This is a genomic window from Streptomyces musisoli, assembly GCF_016741855.1.
In the GTDB taxonomy this organism is placed as follows: Bacteria; Actinomycetota; Actinomycetes; order Streptomycetales; family Streptomycetaceae; genus Streptomyces; species Streptomyces musisoli.
Genome location: NZ_JAERRH010000003.1, coordinates 365083 through 380936 on the forward strand (window position 1 = coordinate 365083; position 15854 = coordinate 380936).

Annotated in this window: 14 protein-coding genes; 3 read left to right on the forward strand and 11 right to left on the reverse strand. The window is 71.8% G+C overall.

Annotation, left to right across the window (positions count from 1 at the left end):
• Window positions 1-4: 4 nt before the first annotated feature.
• The 6 genes from JK361_RS09845 to hrcA form a co-directional block, all read right to left on the reverse strand.
• Window positions 5-520: a hypothetical protein gene (locus tag JK361_RS09845; RefSeq protein WP_201815336.1), complete on the reverse strand. Its 516-nt coding sequence runs from the start codon at window positions 518-520 to the stop codon at window positions 5-7.
• A gap of 178 nt (window positions 521-698) precedes the next feature.
• Window positions 699-1091, reverse strand: coding sequence for a VOC family protein (locus JK361_RS09850; protein WP_201815337.1), 393 nt, complete (start codon window positions 1089-1091; stop codon window positions 699-701).
• A 19-nt stretch (window positions 1092-1110) separates the two neighbouring features.
• Window positions 1111-1863, reverse strand: coding sequence for a 16S rRNA (uracil(1498)-N(3))-methyltransferase (locus JK361_RS09855; protein WP_201815338.1), 753 nt, complete (start codon window positions 1861-1863; stop codon window positions 1111-1113).
• Entirely contained in the window at window positions 1860-2975 is a 1116-nt protein-coding gene (locus tag JK361_RS09860) for a nitronate monooxygenase (protein WP_201815339.1), read from the reverse strand. The genes JK361_RS09855 and JK361_RS09860 overlap by 4 nt, the downstream gene beginning before the upstream one ends.
• Before the next feature lie 462 nt (window positions 2976-3437).
• Window positions 3438-4574, reverse strand: a complete 1137-nt coding sequence (gene dnaJ, locus JK361_RS09865) for a molecular chaperone DnaJ (protein ID WP_201815340.1) — start codon at window positions 4572-4574, stop codon at window positions 3438-3440.
• Window positions 4575-5591, reverse strand: coding sequence for a heat-inducible transcriptional repressor HrcA (gene hrcA, locus JK361_RS09870; RefSeq protein ID WP_201815341.1), 1017 nt, complete (start codon window positions 5589-5591; stop codon window positions 4575-4577).
• Window positions 5592-5752: 161 nt separating this feature from the next.
• On the opposite strand from hrcA, the gene JK361_RS09875 reads away from it, so the two are divergent.
• Window positions 5753-6475 (forward strand): MBL fold metallo-hydrolase, encoded by a 723-nt coding sequence (locus JK361_RS09875; RefSeq protein ID WP_201815342.1) that lies wholly within the window; start codon window positions 5753-5755, stop codon window positions 6473-6475.
• Between the two features lie 34 nt (window positions 6476-6509).
• Window positions 6510-7370 (forward strand): DUF3097 domain-containing protein, encoded by an 861-nt coding sequence (locus JK361_RS09880; RefSeq protein WP_236052715.1) that lies wholly within the window; start codon window positions 6510-6512, stop codon window positions 7368-7370.
• On the opposite strand, the gene JK361_RS09885 is transcribed toward JK361_RS09880, so the two are convergent.
• The 5 genes from JK361_RS09885 to lepA form a co-directional block, all read right to left on the reverse strand.
• Window positions 7360-7932 (reverse strand): Uma2 family endonuclease, encoded by a 573-nt coding sequence (locus JK361_RS09885; protein WP_201815343.1) that lies wholly within the window; start codon window positions 7930-7932, stop codon window positions 7360-7362. The two genes, JK361_RS09880 and JK361_RS09885, sit on opposite strands and share 11 nt — an antisense overlap.
• 101 nt (window positions 7933-8033) lie before the next feature.
• A complete protein-coding gene (gene hemW / locus JK361_RS09890) occupies window positions 8034-9266 on the reverse strand; it encodes a radical SAM family heme chaperone HemW (RefSeq protein ID WP_201815344.1) in 1233 nt (410 codons plus the stop codon).
• Window positions 9267-9292: 26 nt separating this feature from the next.
• The gene (locus JK361_RS09895; RefSeq protein WP_236052716.1) at window positions 9293-11119 is read right to left on the reverse strand and encodes a SpoIIE family protein phosphatase; all 1827 of its coding nucleotides are present in this window, start codon (window positions 11117-11119) and stop codon (window positions 9293-9295) included.
• Between the two features lie 155 nt (window positions 11120-11274).
• Window positions 11275-13149, reverse strand: a complete 1875-nt coding sequence (locus JK361_RS09900) for an AMP-dependent synthetase/ligase (RefSeq protein ID WP_201815345.1) — start codon at window positions 13147-13149, stop codon at window positions 11275-11277.
• A gap of 262 nt (window positions 13150-13411) precedes the next feature.
• Window positions 13412-15286: a translation elongation factor 4 gene (gene lepA / locus JK361_RS09905; RefSeq protein WP_201815346.1), complete on the reverse strand. Its 1875-nt coding sequence runs from the start codon at window positions 15284-15286 to the stop codon at window positions 13412-13414.
• Window positions 15287-15513: 227 nt separating this feature from the next.
• Between lepA and rpsT the strand changes: the two genes are divergently transcribed.
• Window positions 15514-15780 carry a 30S ribosomal protein S20 gene (gene rpsT / locus JK361_RS09910; RefSeq protein WP_067006864.1) on the forward strand — a complete coding sequence of 89 codons (267 nt, stop codon included), beginning with the start codon at window positions 15514-15516 and terminating at the stop codon, window positions 15778-15780.
• Window positions 15781-15854 lie beyond the last annotated feature (74 nt).

The following is a 15854-nucleotide window of genomic DNA, read 5'->3' on the forward strand; positions in this document are numbered from 1 at the left end:
CGGATCACTTGCCCGGCACGGGCCAGACGGTCCGGGTGACGGTGACGGTCACGGTGGGCTTCGGCTGTCCGCCGGTGGGCAGGTGGTACGTCGGCCCCGGCTTGGCGGCGCAGTCGCCGAGCCCGCCCACGTGGAACACCTGTCTGCCGGCCACCGTGGCCTTCAGGTCGCCGCGCACACATGCGCCGTCGACGGCCTTGGTCACCAGCCCGGTGACGACGATCTTCCGCCCGTCGTCCGTCTCTCCCCGGCAGTCGACGGAGACGACGGTGGTCTCGGCCGGCGAGGGCGCCTTGCCGCCGCCGTCGTCGTCACCGTAGACGCCGGTGCAGGTGAGCCAGTTGACGTCCACGTGCCGTCGTTCCAGCGCGGTGGTCGCGGTCTGGTCGGTGGTGTACGCGACGGTCGCGGACCCGAGGCCGCCCGGCTGGCATGCCACCGCGGCGCCTCCGGCCAGCACGACGAGCCCCGCCACGGCCACCGCCCGCGGCCCGCGCCGTATCCCTCTCCATGCCCCCATGTCCGGCAGCGTGCCACCGGCCCGGACGGTACGGAAGACCGCATACGGCCACTCACCCGTTCGAGGGGCCGACGCCGGAGGCCCGACGTCCGGTCGTCACCGGCCCGTTCGCCGGACGCCGAGAGCGCGAGGACGACGCCCGGTCGTCACCGGCTCGTCCGGCCCGGGCCGGCGGACGTCAGCCGCGCAGCAGCAGCCACTGCTGGAGTTCGACCAGGTTGCCCTCCGGGTCCTTGAGATGGGCCACGCGCATGCGGTCGGTCATGGGGGCCGGCCCGTGCAGCAGGGTGGCGCCGCGGGAGGTGATCTCCGCGCAGTAGGCGTCCAGGTCGTCGACGCGCAGCACGACCAGGGAGCGGTGGCCGGTGGCGGTCTCGCCCAGTTCGTCAAGGATCTCGGCCATCATCACGCGGTCCTGGAGCGCGATCCCGGCGGAGCCGACGTGCGGGCTGAACTTCTCGTACGGTCCCTCGGTCGCGCCGGACTGCGGCTTGAGGCCGAGGACGTCGGCGTAGAAGCGGTAGCAGGCGGCGAAGTCGGTGACCAGCAGCCGGACTTGGGCGAGTTCCATGGTGTTCCCCCCGGATGTGTCAGGACCAGCGGCCGGTGCGGCCCAGCAGCAGGGCCGCGGCGGCGGTGCCGGCGGTGGATGTACGCAACACGCTGGGGCCGAGCACACACGCCTTCGCGCCGGCCTCCTCGAAGAGTGCCAGCTCGTCCCGCGCGACGCCGCCCTCGGGGCCGACGACCAGCACGATCTCGCCCTCGGCGGGCAGTTCGGCGGTCGCCAGCGGCACGCTCTCGTGCTCGAAGTCGGAGTGCAGTACGGCGGCGAAGTCCGCTGTGGCCAGAAGTGCGGCAACCTGCTTGGTGCTCGCCGCGTCCGCGACGTCCGGGAAGCGCAGCCGGCGCGACTGCTTGCCGGCCTCGCGCGCGGTGGCGCGCCACTTGGCGAGCGCCTTCATGCCCCGGTCGCCCTTCCACTGGGTGATGCAACGGGCGGCCTGCCAGGGCACGATCGCGTCGACGCCGGTCTCGGTCATCGTCTCCACGGCCAGCTCGCCGCGATCGCCCTTGGGGAGGGCCTGGACGACGGTGATCCGGGGGCTGGGCTCGGGCTCGACCGGGAACTCGAAGGGCTCGACGACCATGTGGTCCTTGCCCGACACGCTGACGACGACACCGGCGGCCCCGCGGCCCCTGCCGTCGGTGAGCACCACGTTCTCGCCGGGCTGAAGCCGCCGCACGGAGACCGCGTGCCGGCCCTCGGGTCCCTCGACGTCGACGACCGAGCCGGGGCCCACGCCCTCCAGCGAGTCGACGACGAACACCGGCGCGGTCATCGGGCATCTCCTCCGGTCGACAACGCTGTCCTGACGGCGTCGAGTTCCTCGGCCAGCAGCTCCACCAGCCGTCCGGCCGGCAGCTCGCGGGCCATCCGGTGTCCCTGCCCCGCCCACAGCGCCATGCCCTGCGCGTCCCCGGCCTTGGCGGCGGCCTTGCGCAGCGGCGCGGTGAGGTGGTGGACCTCCGGGTAGGCGGCGGGGGCGTACGGGCCGTGCTCGCGCAGGAAGCGGTTGACCAGTGCGCGGGCCGGGCGGCCGCTGAAGGCGCGGGTCAGCTCGGTGCGCGCGAACAGGGGGTCGGTCAGGGCCCGCTTGTGCTCGGTGCTCGCGCCGGACTCGTGGGTGGCGAGGAAGGCGGTGCCCAGCTGGGCCGCGCTCGCGCCGGCCGCGAGGACGGCGGCGATCTGACTGCCGCGCATGATGCCGCCGGCGGCGACGACCGGGAGGCGCACGGCCTGCCGGATCTGTGTGACCAGCGACAGCAGTCCGATGCCGGAGCCGTCGTTCTCCGGGAGGTCCCGGTGGGTGCCCTGGTGACCGCCGGCCTCCACGCCCTGTGCGATCACCGCGTCCGCACCGGCCCGCTCGACCGCACGGGCCTCCTCCGCGGTGGTGGCGGTGACCAGGGTGAAGGTCCCGGCCCGGCGCAGCTTGTCGAACACCTCGCGGCTCGGCACCCCGAAGTGGAAGGAGACCACCGGTACCGGGTTGTCCAGCAGGACGGCGAGCTTGGCGTCGTATCCGTCGTCCCGGCCGCTGTCCGGGTCGCCCAGCTCGGTCTCGTACCAGGCGGCCTCGCCGGCCAGCTGGTGGGCGTACACCTCGACGGCGCCGGAAGGGGGCGCGGCGGCCGCTCCGGTGGGGCCGGTGACCGCTCCGTGGTGCTCGGGCTGCGGCATGAAGACGTTCACGCCGAACGGCCGGCCCGTGAGCCCCCTGAGCTGCTTGATCTCCTGGTACATCCCGTCGGCGGTCTTGTACCCGGCGGCGAGGAACCCGAGGCCGCCGGCCTCGGAGACGGCGGCGGCGAGCTGCGGGACGGAGACACCGCCCGCCATGGGGGCCTGCACGATCGGGAGGGGGAGGAGATCGGTCAGCGCGGAGGACATGACGGCATGTTGTCACGTCCCCCGTACAAGTCCGAATCGGGTCTTCCCCCTGGCACGTGCCGCTTTCCGACCGGCCGAACAGACGACGACCGGTGCTTGCCGGGCCGCCCGAGCCGGGAACAAACGGAGCATTCCCACCCGCCCGAGCCGAGAACAAACGGCGCCTCCCCGCCCGCCCGAGCCGAGAACAAACGGCGCCTCCCCGCCCGCCCGAGCCGAGAACAAACGGCACCTCCCCACCCGCCCGAGCCGAGAACAAGCGGCGCCTTCCCAGCCGTCCGAGCCGGGGGTCGGCCACTTCGCAGCCCGCCGAGTCGGGTGGTGGGTGGGCGGGGCGGGGGTCCAGGGGGCGGAGCCCCCTGGCGGGGTCGGGGGCGGAGCCCCCTGGCGGGGTCCAAGGGGCGGAGCCCCTTGACCGGAACCCGCCCCCACGACCGGCGCTTACCGACCGGCCCCTACCGGTCAGCGCCCGTTGAACGCGTCCTTCAACCGGGAGAACAGCCCCTGCTGCCCCGGCTGGAACTGCCCCTGCGGCCGCTCCTCCCCCCGCAGCTTCGCCAGCTCCCGCAACAGCCGCTCCTGCTCGGGATCGAGCTTGGTCGGCGTGGTCACCTCGACATGGACGATCAGATCGCCCCGGCCGCCGCCCCGCAGATGCGTGACGCCCCGGCCGTGCAGCGGGATCGACTGGCCGGACTGGGTGCCGGGCCGGATGTCGACCTCCTCCATGCCGTCCAGGGTCTCCAGCGGCACCTTGGTGCCGAGGGCCGCCGCGGTCATCGGGATGGTGACCGTGCAGTGCAGGTCGTCGCCGCGCCGCTGGAAGGTCGGGTGCGGCAGCTCGTGGATCTCGACGTACAGGTCACCGGCCGGACCGCCGCCCGGGCCGACCTCGCCCTCGCCGGCCAGCTGGATGCGCGTGCCGTTGTCGACACCGGCCGGGATCTTCACGGTGAGCGTGCGGCGGGAGCGAACCCTGCCGTCGCCGGCGCACTCCGGGCACGGGGTCGGCACGACCGTGCCGAAGCCCTGGCACTGGGGGCAGGGCCGGGAGGTCATGACCTGGCCCAGGAAGGACCGGGTGACCTGGGAGACCTCACCGCGGCCGCGGCACATGTCACACGTCTGGGCGGACGTGCCCGGGGCCGCGCCCTCACCGTTGCAGGTGTTGCAGACGACCGCGGTGTCGACCTGGATGTCCTTGGTCGTGCCGAAGGCCGCCTCGTCCAGCTCGACCTCGATCCGGATCATCGCGTCCTGGCCGCGCCGGGTGCGCGAGCGCGGCCCGCGCTGCGAGGCCGTGCCGAAGAACGCGTCCATGATGTCGGAGAAGTTGCCGAAGCCGCCGGCCCCGAAGCCGCCCGCGCCGGCGCCGCCGGACTGGGAGAGCGGGTCGCCGCCGAGGTCGTAGACCTGCTTCTTCTGCGGATCCGACAGCACCTCGTAAGCGGCGTTGATCTCCTTGAACCGCTCCTGGGTCTTCGGATCCGGGTTGACGTCCGGGTGCAGCTCGCGCGCGAGCCGGCGGAACGCCTTCTTGATCTCATCCTGCGACGCGTCGCGGCGCACGCCGAGAACGGCGTAGTAGTCCGTGGCCACTTACGACTCCGCCAGGATCTGTCCGACGTACCGTGCCACTGCGCGTACCGCTCCCATCGTTCCCGGGTAGTCCATGCGGGTCGGTCCGACCACGCCGAGCTTGGCAACCGCCTCGCCGCCCGAACCGTAGCCGACCGACACGACGGAGGTGGAGTTGAGTCCCTCGTGGGCGTTCTCGTGGCCGATGCGCACGGTCACGCCCGGGTCCTTCGCCTCGCCCAGGAGCTTGAGGAGCACGACCTGCTCCTCGAGGGCCTCCAGGACGGGCCGGATCGTGAGGGGGAAATCGTGCCCGAAGCGGGTGAGATTGGCGGTACCGCCGATCATCAGCCGCTCCTCGTTCTCTTCGACGAGTGTCTCCAGAAGTGTGGAGAGCACCATGGAGACCGTACCGCGGTCCTCGTGCTCGAAGGCATCCGCCAGGTCCTCGACCAGTTTCGGCACGTCCGCGAACCGGCGGCCCGCGACCCGGCTGTTCAGCCGCGCCCGCAGATCCGCCAGCGAGGCCTCGCCGAAGGGGGCCGGGCAGTCGACCATCCGCTGCTCGACCCGGCCGGTGTCCGTGATCAGCACGAGCATCACGCGCGCCGGGGCGAGCGAGAGCAGCTCCACGTGCCGGACGGTGGACCGGGTCAGCGACGGGTACTGCACGACGGCGACCTGCCGGGTCAGCTGCGCGAGCAGCCGCACCGTGCGCGCCACGACGTCGTCGAGGTCGACGGCGCCCTCCAGGAAGTTCTGGATGGCCCGCCGCTCGGGGGCGGTCATCGGCTTCACGCCCGCGAGCTTGTCCACGAACAGCCGGTAGCCCTTGTCCGTGGGGATGCGCCCGGCACTGGTGTGCGGCTGGGCGATGTACCCCTCGTCCTCCAGGGCCGCCATGTCGTTGCGGACGGTCGCCGGGGAGACGCCGAGGCTGTGCCGCTCGGTGAGCGCCTTGGAACCGACCGGCTCCTCGGTGCCCACGTAGTCCTGGACGATGGCGCGCAGAACCTGGAGCCTGCGTTCACTCAGCATTCGCGCGCACCTCCAGCACGTCGTCCCCTCGTCCCTGCGGATCGGTCGCCTGGCACTCTTCCCATGCGAGTGCCAGCATTCCCCGGCCCAGTGTACGGCTGCGGGGTACGCACTGGGCAAGGTCGTGCCGCGATACCGGGCCGTACCGTTAGCGTCGCGGTATGACGGTGACTTGGGAAGACCTGGGGTGGGAACGGCTGACCGCGGGTGTCGGGCGGTGCCGGCTGCCCGGCTGGGACTGCACGGCGGGCCTGGTCCTCAGCGGGAGTACGGCGCTGGTGGTGGACGCCGGTTCGAGCCTGGCCGAGGGTGCCCGGCTGCGCTCCCAGGCCCAGGAGCTGTCGGGCGGGCGTGTGACCCATCTCGCGCTCACCCATCCCCACTTCGACCATGTCTTCGGGGCCGCGGCGTTCGCCGGGGCGGAGGTGTACGCGGCGGTGGGCACCGACGCGGTGTTCGCCCATGAGCGCGGGGAGCTGCGCGCGGACGCTGTCCGCAACGGTCTGGCGGTGGCGGACGCGGACGAGGCGGTGGACGCGCTGGTGCCGCCCCGGCACCTGGTGTCCGGCGAGTGGACGCTGGACCTCGGCGACGGCCGGCAGGCGCTGCTGGCCAACGTGGGCCCCGGCCACACCGCCCACGATCTCGTGGTCCTCGTCCCCGGCTCCCCCGAGGTGGTCTTCTGCGGGGACCTGGTCGAGGAGTCCGGCGAGCCCCAGGCCGGCCCGGACGCGGTCCCGTCGCGCTGGCCGGACGCCCTCGACCGGCTGCTGGCGCTCGGCGGCGAGGACGCCCTGTACGTGCCCGGTCACGGAGCGGTGGTGGACGCGGCCTTCGTGCGGCGGCAACGGGACGCCCTGGCCACCCGTTTCGGCGTGTCGTGAGCGCCGCCGAACGGGTTCTCCTATCGTCGTCCGAATGCGCCCACCCGTCTCCCGCCACCGCCGCCCGAACGAGGGCCCCGGGGGCCCGCGCCCTCGCGCGTACTCCCCCGATCTGACGCCGCCGTGGAAGAAGCAGAAGCCGGTGCCGGAGGTGCCGGCTGAGCCGGGGCTGGTGGTCGAGGAGCCCGGTACCGGGTTCTGCGGCGCGGTGATCCGCTGCGAGGCGGGCACGGTGACGCTGGAGGACCGCTTCGGCAAGCACCGGGTGTTCCCGCTGGAGCCGCGCGGCTTCCTGCTGGAGGGGCGGGTCGTGACGCTCGTACGGCCGTCGTCCTCGGCTCCGGTGCGTCCCACCCGTACGGCGTCCGGTTCGGTGGCCGTCCCGCAGGCACGCGCGCGTGTGGCCCGCGCCGGGCGCATCTACGTGGAGGGCCGGCACGACGCCGAGCTGGTCGAGAAGGTGTGGGGCGACGACCTGCGCGTCGAGGGCGTGGTCGTGGAGTACCTGGAGGGCGTGGACGACCTGCCGGCGATCGTGGAGTCCTTCGCCCCGGGTCCGGACGCCCGCCTGGGCGTGCTGGTGGACCACCTCGTCCCGGGCACGAAGGAGTGGCGCATCGCCGAGTCGGTGACGAGCGAGCACGCGCTGGTGGTCGGTCACCCCTACATCGACGTCTGGGAGGCGGTGAAGCCGTCCGCGCTGGGGATTCCGGAGTGGCCACGTGTGCCGCGCGGGCAGGACTGGAAGACGGGCGTGTGCCGGGCGCTGGGCTGGCCGTCGGAGAACACCGGCGCGGTGTGGCAGGCGATTCTGCAGCGTGTGGGGTCTTACAAGGACCTGGAGCCGGAGTTGCTGGGGAGGGTGGAGGAGCTGATCGACTTCGTCACCGCGTGACCGTGAGGGGCGGCAGAGTGCCGAACCGGCTTGTATCAAGGTCGATGCCTACGATCGGCAACTGCACCGGATCACCGAATTTGCGAGTCCGCTTGCTCTGGTAGTCCGCCGACCTGCCTGTGCCGACCGGTTCGGTCAGCACCAGGCAACTGGCCTCGAACGGGTCGATGATCAGGTAGACCGGCACGGCGCCGGCCGCATAGATCGACCGCTTCTCCACGTAGTCCCGGTGCACGCTGGTCTTGGAGACGACCTCGACCAGCATGGTCACCGCAGGGGCGGGCACGAGCCGCCCCGGGCTGTCGTCGGCGCCGATCTCCATCACCACCAGATCGGGTTGAGTCTCGCTTTCCTCACGGGGAAAGGCGACGTCCTGGGTCTGGAGCCGTTCCCATCGGTCAGAGGGGATCTGGTCCTGCACGAACTGCACGATGCGGTTGTGGACCTTGTCGGGCCCGGCCATCATCACGATTTCCCCCCGGATGAGCTCAGCCTTGAAGCCCTCGGGAACCACGAGGTTCTCGAACGTCTCATGCACTCGGCGATCATCCACAGCGGTCATCTCCGTGGCCTCCGCATCCGCCGCGTACTTTTGGCGGCAGCCTACGAACCAGGTTAGGGACCGAACCGGCGTTCCGGGGGGGGATTCACTCGCCGGAGTGATCAGTCCACCAGGTCCCGCACCACCGCGTCCGCCAGCAGCCGTCCCCGCAGCGTCAGCACGGCCCGCCCCTCCTCGTAGGGCCCCTCCTGGAGGAGTCCCTCCGCCAGGGCCCGCCGGGACGCCGCGAGGCCGTCCTCCTTCAGCAGGGACAGCGGCACGCCCTCCCGCAGCCGCAGCTCCAGCAGGACGCGCTCCACGCGCCGGTCCTCGTCCGTCAGCAGCTCGCGCCCGGCCCCCGGGGACCGTCCCTCCGCCAGCGCCGCCGCGTACGCCCCCGGGTGCTTGACGTTCCACCAGCGCACCCCGCCCACGTGCGAGTGCGCCCCGGGGCCCGCGCCCCACCAGTCGGCGCCCCGCCAGTACAGCTCGTTGTGCAGGCAGCGGCCCGCCTCGGAGGTGGCCCAGTTGGAGACCTCGTACCAGTCGAAGCCCGCCTCGGACAGCATCTCCTCGGCGATCAGATAGCGGTCGGCGTGCACGTCGTCGTCGGTCATCGGGACCTCGCCCCGGCGGATGCGGCGGGCGAGCTGGGTGCCTTCCTCGACGATGAGCGCGTAGGCGCTGACGTGGTCGGGGCCGGCGCCGAGGGCGGCCTCCAGGGACGCCCGCCAGTCGTCGTCGCTCTCCCCCGGCGTGCCGTAGATCAGGTCGAGGTTGACGTGGTCGAAGCCCGCGGACCTCGCCTCCGCCACGCACGCCTCGGGGCGGCCCGGGGTGTGGGTGCGGTCGAGGACCTTCAGCACGTGCTGCCTGGCGCTCTGCATGCCGAAGGAGATCCGGTTGAAGCCGCCCTCGCGGAGGGTGGCGAGGTAGGCGGGGTCGACGGACTCCGGGTTCGCCTCCGTGGTGACCTCGGCGTCCGGGGCGAGCCCGAACTCGTCACGGATCACGGCCAGCATCCGGACGAGGTCGTCGGCGGCCAGCAGCGTCGGCGTGCCGCCGCCCACGAAGACCGTGCGGACCTCGCGCGGGTCGTCGCCCAGCACCTTCCGCGCCAGCCGGACCTCGTCCGCCAGGGTGTCCGCGTAGTTGTCCCGGGAGGCGAGCACGCCGCCGGTGCCGCGCAGCTCGGTCGCGGTGTAGGTGTTGAAGTCGCAGTAGCCGCAGCGGGTCGCGCAGTACGGGACGTGCAGGTAGAAACCGAGCGGGCGGCCGGCGGCCCCGGCGAGCGCGTGCGCGGGCAGCGCGCCGTCGGCGGGGACGGGCTCGCCGTCGGGGAGTGCGGAAGGCATGCCCCCATTGTCCCGTACCGGGGGCGTCACTCCGCCTGGAGCACCAGCAGGGCCAGGTCGTCCTCGGGCAGACCGCCGCCGAAGTCGTGGACCAGGCGGCGGATCCTTTCCGCTATCAGCTCGGCGCTGAGCCCGGCGCAGCCGGACAGGGCGCGGGCGAGGCCGTCGCCGTCGTCGAACTGGCGGGAGCCGGAGCGCCGCTCGGTCACCCCGTCGGTGACGCACAGCAGGCTGTCGCCGGGCCGCAGCTCCAGGGTCTCGCTGGTGTACGTCTCGTCCTCCACGACGCCGAGGAGGGTCTGCGGGCGGGCGGCGGTGCGCACGGTGCCGTCGGGGCCGAGGACCAGCGGCAGCGGGTGGCCGGCGGAGGCCAGGGTGCAGCGGACCCCGCCGTCGTGGGGTGTCAGCTCGCCGTAGAGGAGGGAGAGGAAACGCGTCTGCGGGCCGTCCCCGGAGACCAGGGGCCGGCCGCCGACGGCGACCAGGGCACGGGCGGCGGCGTCGGCGGCCTCGGTGGCGTCGTCCAGGAGGAGCTGGTTGAGGCGGTCCAGGACGTCGGCGACCCGGTAGCCCTCGCGGGCGAGGAGGCGCAGCCAGGGGCGGGCGAGGCCGATCACCACCGCCGCCTCCGGGCCCTTGCCCTGGACATCGCCCACGGCGAAGCACCAGCGGCCGTCGCCCGCCGGGAACAGGTCGTAGAAGTCACCGCTGGGGCCGCCCTTGTCGCAGGGCTCGTACACGAGGGCGCTGCTCACGCCGGGGATCTCGGCGACCGCGCCGGGCAGCAGGCCGCGCTGGAGGACGGCGCTGATGGTGGCCTGGCGGGCGTACTGGCGGGCCGCGCCGATGGCCAGGGCGACCCGTCGGCCGAGGTCCTCCACCAGCCCGGTGACCTCGTCCGGGAAGCCGGCCGGCCCGCACCGGCCGATGACCAGTGTGCCCAGCGGCCGGCCGCCCGCGATCAGCCGGTACGACAGCGCCGTCCCGCAGGCGCCGTGCGGGCCGAGCGCGTGACCGGGCCAGGGGTAGGGCTCGGGGCCGGAGCGCAGCCCGTCCGGCGGGCACGGGGGCTCCTTCTCCAGGGCGCACCGCAGCTCCTCGATCCGGGCCTCGCTGGCGTGCCAGACCCGGGCGGGACCGCCGCCGTCGCCGCCGCGCACGGTCGCCTCGCCCTCCAGCCAGACCGCGCACCAGTCGGCGAGTCGGGGCACGATCAGCTGGCCGGTGAGCGCGGCGACCAGGTTCTCGTCGAGCTGCCCGGCGAGCAGGTCGGAGGCCTCGGCGAGGAAGGACAGGGCGCCCCGGCCGAGCCAGTCCCGGTCGCCGTCGGCGCGGTGCGGCTGCGGGGCGAGGTCCTCGGCGACCTCCAGGGCGGGATCGGGGGCGGGTCCGTCCAGGGCCTCGCTGCCGCCCGGGGGCAGCCGTGCCCACACGGTCTTGGCGCCGGTGCGGTAGGTGACGCCCCAGGACTCGGCGAGCGTGCCGACGAGGCGCAGGCCCCGCCCGTACTCGGGGGTGTCGTACGGCCCCTCGCCACGCGTGGCGTCCCGCGGGGCCCGTGAGGGGTGCTGGTCGCGGACCTCGATCAGGACCGCGCCGGAGTCCTCCAGCCGCCAGTCGATCTGTACGTCGGTGCCGGCGTGCACGACGGCGTTGGTGACCAGCTCGCTGACGACGGCCATGGCGTCGTCGACCAGCCGGGCCGGGACGCCGGGCGCCTCGGCCAGGGCGGCGCGCACCAGCGTGCGGGCCGAGCCCGGGGCGACGGGGCTCCCGGGCAGCGTGGCCCGGCCCCGCCTCTCCCCTGGCCGGGCCTCACTCTCCCGCTGCGTCGGTATGGCGGCCGTGTCCATGCCGCCAGGGTGACAGACCGGGGGCGCGCATAAGCGGTCAGTTATCGAAGTGGACAGAAGACGGCGGCTTTTGAGCGCCGGTGAGCATGAAGGGGCGCGGGGAACCGCGCGCACCGTCGGCGACGGCCTGCGGTCCCCCGGGCGCGGAACGCCCCTCAGCTCTCCTTGGTGCCGGCGTACATCTCCTCGATGAGGTTCTTGTACTCCCGCTCCACCACCGGCCGCTTCAGCTTCAGACTCGGCGTGATCTCGCCGTGCTCCACGTCGAGGTCCCGCGGCAGCAGCCGGAACTTCTTGATGGTCTGCCAGCGCTGGAGCCCGGCGTTCAGCTGCCGCACGTATCCGTCGACCATCTCGACGGTCTGCGGGGCGGCGACGATCTCCGCGTAGGGCCGGCCCTCCAGGCCGTTCTCCTTCGCCCAGTCCTGGATCGCGAGTTCGTCCAGGGCGATGAGGGCGGTGCAGTAGTTCCGGTCGGCGCCGTGCACGAGGATGTTGGACACGTACGGGCACACGGCCTTGAACTGGCCCTCGACCTCCGCCGGCGCGACGTACTTGCCGCCGGAGGTCTTGATCAGGTCCTTCTTGCGGTCGGTGATGCGCAGGTAGCCGTCGGGCGAGAGCTCGCCGATGTCGCCGGTGTGGAACCAGCCGTCGGACTCCAGCACCTCGGTGGTCTTCTCGGGCTGCTGGTGGTAGCCCTCCATGACGCCGGGGCCGCGCAGCAGGATCTCGCCGTCGTCGGCGATGCGGACCTCGGTGCCGGGCAGCGGCTTGCCGACCGTGCCGGTGCGGTAGGCCTCGCCCGGGTTGATGAAGGAGGCCGCGGAGGTCTCGGTGAGGCCGTAGCCCTCCAGGATGTGGATGCCGGCGCCGGCGAAGAAGTAGCCGATCTCGGGCGCGAGCGCGGAGGCGCCGGAGACACAGGCCCGCAGCCGGCCGCCGAAGGCCTCGCGGAGCTTGGCGTAGACGAGGGTGTCGGCGACCTTGTGCTTGGCGGCGAGCCCGAAGGGCGCCGAGGCGGTGCCGGTGCGGCGGAAGTTGTCCTGGGTGACCTTGGCGTACTCGCGGGCGACCTCGGCGGCCCACTGGAAGATCTTGTACTTGGCCGCGCCGCCCTCACGGGCCTTGGCGGCGACGCCGTTGTATACCTTCTCGAAGATGCGCGGCACGGCCGCCATGTACGTCGGCTGCACCACCGGGAGATTGTCGATGATCTTGTCGACACGGCCGTCGACCGCGGTGACGTGCCCGACCTCGATCTGGCCGGACGTGAGCACCTTGCCGAAGACGTGCGCGAGCGGCAGCCACAGGTACTGCACGTCCTCGCCGCTGATCAGCCCGGTCGCGGCGATCGCCTTCGCCATGTACGACCAGTTGTCGTGCGGCAGGCGCACGCCCTTGGGGCGGCCGGTGGTGCCGGAGGTGTAGATGAGGGTGGCGAGCTGGTCCCTGGTGATCGCGCCGACCCGCTCCTTGATCAGCTGCGGGTGCTGCTCCAGGTAGGCGGCACCGCGCCGCTCCAGCTCGGCGAGGGTGGTCACCCAGTCGTCCGTCTCGACGCCCGTCGGGTCGATGACGACGACCTTGGTGAGGGCGGGCAGCTCGGCGCGCCTCTCCACGGCCTTGGCGACCTGGGCCGCGTCCTCCGCGATCAGCACCCGGCTCTCGGAGTCGGACAGGATGAAGGACGACTCGTCGGCGTTGGTCTGCGGATACACGGTGGTGGTCGCACCGCCGGCGCACATGATGCCGAGGTCGGCGAGGAGCCACTCGACGCGGGTGGAGGAGGCGAGGGCCACCCGCTGCTCCGACTGGATGCCCAGTTCGATGAGCCCGGCCGCGATGGCGTACACCCGGTCCGCCGCCTGCGCCCAGCTGAGCGACTTCCATTCGTCGGGGCCCTGGCCCGCGGCCGGCGGAACCGGATAGCGGTAGGCCTCGGCGTCCGGTGTGGCCGCCACGCGCTCCAGGAAGAGGGCCGCCACGGACGGCGGACGGGTCTCGATCATGGTCTGTGTGTCGCTCACGACATCCTCCGGGGGCCCGCGACGGTGCGGCTGACTCGGTGCGGCTGGGTTAACTCACGGTGTGGGGGCCGGTCTGTTGTTTAACTCGCGAGTAACTATCGAGCAGGGATCAGGGTAAGGCGCGACCGCCCGCTGCGTAAGGGGCTTCGGCCTGTCACTTTCCACGCAGAGCGACCCTACGCGCGCGTAGGGGCCCGCCGCGCTTTCGCACGACGAGCCCCCACATGCCCGGTTTACGGACGTGACCGGTTGTTACCTCTGGTTACTTCTTGCCCTTGGCCGACCCCGCGCTGTCATCGCTGGACAGGACGGCGATGAAGGCTTCCTGCGGAACCTCCACGGAACCCACCATCTTCATCCGCTTCTTGCCTTCCTTCTGCTTCTCCAGCAGCTTCCGCTTACGGGAGATGTCACCGCCGTAGCACTTGGCGAGGACGTCCTTGCGGATGGCACGGATGGTCTCGCGGGCGATGACCCGCGAGCCGATGGCGGCCTGCACCGGCACCTCGAAGGCCTGCCGCGGGATCAGTTCCTTGAGCTTGGCGACGAGCCGCACGCCGTATGCGTAGGCCTGGTCCTTGTGGGTGATCGCGGAGAACGCGTCCACCTTGTCGCCGTGCAGCAGGATGTCGACCTTGACCAGGGAGCTGGTCTGCTCGCCGGTGGGCTCGTAGTCCAGCGAGGCGTAGCCGCGGGTCTTGGACTTCAGCTGGTCGAAGAAGTCGAAGACGATCTCCGCGAGCGGCAGCGTGTAGCGGATCTCGACCCGGTCCTCCGAGAGGTAGTCCATGCCGAGCAGGGTGCCGCGCCGGGTCTGGCACAGCTCCATGATCGAACCGATGAACTCGGTGGGCGCGAGGATCGTGGCCCGCACGACCGGCTCGTAGACCTCGTCGATCTTGCCTTCGGGGAACTCGCTCGGGTTGGTGACCGTGTGCTCGCTGCCGTCCTCCATGACCACGCGGTAGACCACGTTGGGCGCGGTGGCGATCAGGTCGAGGCCGAACTCGCGCTCCAGCCGCTCCCGGATCACATCCAGGTGCAGCAGGCCGAGGAAGCCGACGCGGAAACCGAAGCCGAGGGCCGCGGAGGTCTCCGGCTCGTAGACCAGCGCGGCGTCGTTGAGCTGGAGCTTGTCGAGGGCCTCGCGCAGCTCGGGGTAGTCGGAGCCGTCCAGCGGATACAGACCCGAGAAGACCATCGGCTTCGGGTCCTTGTAGCCGCCGAGCGCCTCGGTGGCGCCCTTGACCTGGCTGGTGACGGTGTCACCGACCTTGGACTGGCGCACGTCCTTCACACCGGTGATGAGGTAGCCCACCTCACCGACGCCCAGACCGTCCGCCGGGAGCATCTCGGGCGAGCTGACGCCGATCTCCAGCAGCTCGTGGGTGGCGCCGGTCGACATCATCCTGATGCGCTCGCGCTTGTTGAGCTGGCCGTCGATGACACGGACGTAGGTCACGACACCGCGGTAGGAGTCGTAGACCGAGTCGAAGATCATCGCGCGGGCGGGCGCGTCGGCGACCCCGACCGGCGCCGGGATCTCCTTGACGACCTTGTTCAGCAGCGCGTCCACGCCGAGTCCGGTCTTCGCGGAGACCTTGAGCACGTCCTCCGGGTCGCAGCCGACCAGGTTCGCCAGCTCCTCGGCGAACTTCTCCGGCTGCGCGGCCGGCAGGTCGATCTTGTTCAGCACCGGGATGATCGTGAGGTCGTTCTCCATCGCCAGGTAGAGGTTGGCGAGGGTCTGCGCCTCGATGCCCTGGGCGGCGTCGACCAGGAGGATGGTCCCCTCGCAGGCGGCCAGCGACCGCGAGACCTCGTAGGTGAAGTCGACGTGCCCCGGGGTGTCGATCATGTTGAGGATGTGGGTCGTGCCCTGGTCGGGGCCCTCGGTCGGGGCCCAGGGCAGACGCACCGCCTGGGACTTGATCGTGATGCCGCGCTCGCGCTCGATGTCCATCCGGTCGAGGTACTGAGCACGCATCTGCCGCTGCTCGACCACACCGGTCAGCTGGAGCATCCGGTCGGCGAGCGTGGACTTGCCGTGGTCGATGTGCGCGATGATGCAGAAATTGCGGATCAGAGCCGGGGCGGTACGGCTCGGCTCGGGCACATGGTTAGGGGTCGCGGGCACGCAGGGTCCTGTCTCTTGAGGCGCCTTATGCCTCGGGTCGGATCGTTACGTAGTCTCCATGGTCCCACGCGGAGGGACCGGGAGCCGTTTTGGGCCGTCCGGAGGGCCACTGGTACTGTAGATGGCTGTGCCTCATGCCCTCTCAGCGCGAGGCGCGTCAGAGAAAATTTGGATCACCGGTACGGGAACTCTCCCGGCCCGGTACCTGAACCTGAAAAGGCTCCTTCGTGGCGAACATCAAGTCCCAGATCAAGCGGATCAAGACCAACGAGAAGGCTCGGCTGCGCAACAAGGCCGTCAAGTCCTCCCTGAAGACCGCGATCCGCAAGGCCCGCGAGGCCGCTGCCGCGGGTGACGTCGAGAAGGCCACCGAGCTTCAGCGTGCTGCCGCGCGTGCCCTCGACAAGGCCGTCTCCAAGGGCGTCATCCACAAGAACCAGGCCGCCAACAAGAAGTCGGCGCTTGCTTCCAAGGTCACGTCCCTCAAGGGCTGAACACCTTTCTGATCTGACCGCCGGAAGGACCCAGAGCGGGCCCTCTCTCATCCGCTCCCGTCCGGCACCCCCGG